Here is a 1,178-nt window from a genome sequence, read left to right as displayed (position 1 = left end):
ATCTTGGTACGACAACGAAATCGGTTACTCAAACAAAGTTCTAGACCTAATCGCTCACATCTCTAAGTAATTAGAAATCGTGATTAGCTCTTAACTGAGTTGAAAAAGAGGCGGCTTGATAGTCGCCTTTTTTGTATCTGGAATTTGAGAAAAATCTCAGACGTACTTTCATAAATACTGAGAAGTGCGCCGAAATCTACCTCTTCCCCAGTGTAGGAAACAAGCACATGGATTTAAAAACTCTTCCTCCTCTAACTGTTCTTTCAGACAACGTAACTGTTGTCGAAATCGATAACGTAAAGATCGTTCGTATTATTCATGACAAAGCGACAGCAGGTATTGCTTTACACGGCGGTCATGTAGTCTCGTACGCACCACAAGGTCAAGAAGACTTGATCTGGATGAGCGAAAAAGCCATTTTTGATGGCAAAGCAGCATTACGTGGTGGCATTCCTGTTTGTTGGCCTTGGTTTGGCCGTATTGCTGCACCAGCTCATGGCTTTGCGCGTACATCCGAATGGGAATTAGTTGAGCACCGCGAAAATGAAAATGGTGTCATCGTCGAGTTGGCACTGTTCCCAACCGAAGAAACACATCAAATTTGGCCACACATGTTTGATGCGCGTCTTCTTGTCGAAGTGGGTGACGAACTCAAAGTAACGCTGAAAGTTCTTAATATCGATGATGAAGCTTGGACGTTCTCAGGCGCATCACATACTTACCTTAACGTGGGCGATATCAAACAAGCGCAAACAACAGGTATGGGCAATGAGTACATCGACAGCTTGAAAAATAGCGAAGTGTGTCAGGGTGGTGAGGTTCTTCAACTGACTGACACCATCGATCGCGTATACACGCAACCAGAAGCTCAAATTTTAGTGAAAGACCCTGTTCTTAACCGTACGTTGAGCGTAGCGAACCGCGGCCATAACTCCGCAGTACTATGGAACCCGTGGGCGGAAGGTGCACAAGGGATGGGAGACATGGCTGACAATGGCTATGAAACCATGCTGTGTGTGGAATCTGCCCTTCATGCGCCAAGTATTGAAGAAGGTAAGACTCTTGAGCCGGGCGAGAGCTACGAGCTCGTGACAGTGATTGCTGCACAATAATCTTCCTAGGCCGGCTCATCCGGCCTTTTTTTGAAATCATTTCCGTTCTTCCTCGGTCACTTTCTA

General features: G+C 45.8%; 1 protein-coding gene and 1 pseudogene. Both read left to right on the top strand.

The window, feature by feature from the left end; genetic code table 11:
* Positions 1–70, top strand: a pseudogene (locus R7E00_RS24365) (glyceraldehyde-3-phosphate dehydrogenase); the annotation flags it as partial.
* 157 nt (positions 71–227) lie between these two features.
* Positions 228–1,112 carry a D-hexose-6-phosphate mutarotase gene (locus R7E00_RS24360; RefSeq protein WP_318124807.1) on the top strand — a complete coding sequence of 295 codons (885 nt, stop codon included), beginning with the start codon at positions 228–230 and terminating at the stop codon, positions 1,110–1,112.
* Positions 1,113–1,178: the final 66 nt, after the last annotated feature.

Source organism: Vibrio sp. Vb1755 (assembly GCF_033338635.1).
GTDB classification, from domain to species: domain Bacteria; phylum Pseudomonadota; class Gammaproteobacteria; order Enterobacterales; family Vibrionaceae; genus Vibrio; species Vibrio alginolyticus.
Note: the sequence above shows the minus strand (reverse complement) of the source record. Positions and strands in the feature narration are given on the sequence as shown.

Bases quoted from the DNA above. Each gene is read 5' to 3' on its own strand.
- R7E00_RS24360 (WP_318124807.1), top strand. From the start codon at position 228: ATGGATTTAAAAACTCTTCCTCCTCTAACTGTTCTTTCAGACAACGTA.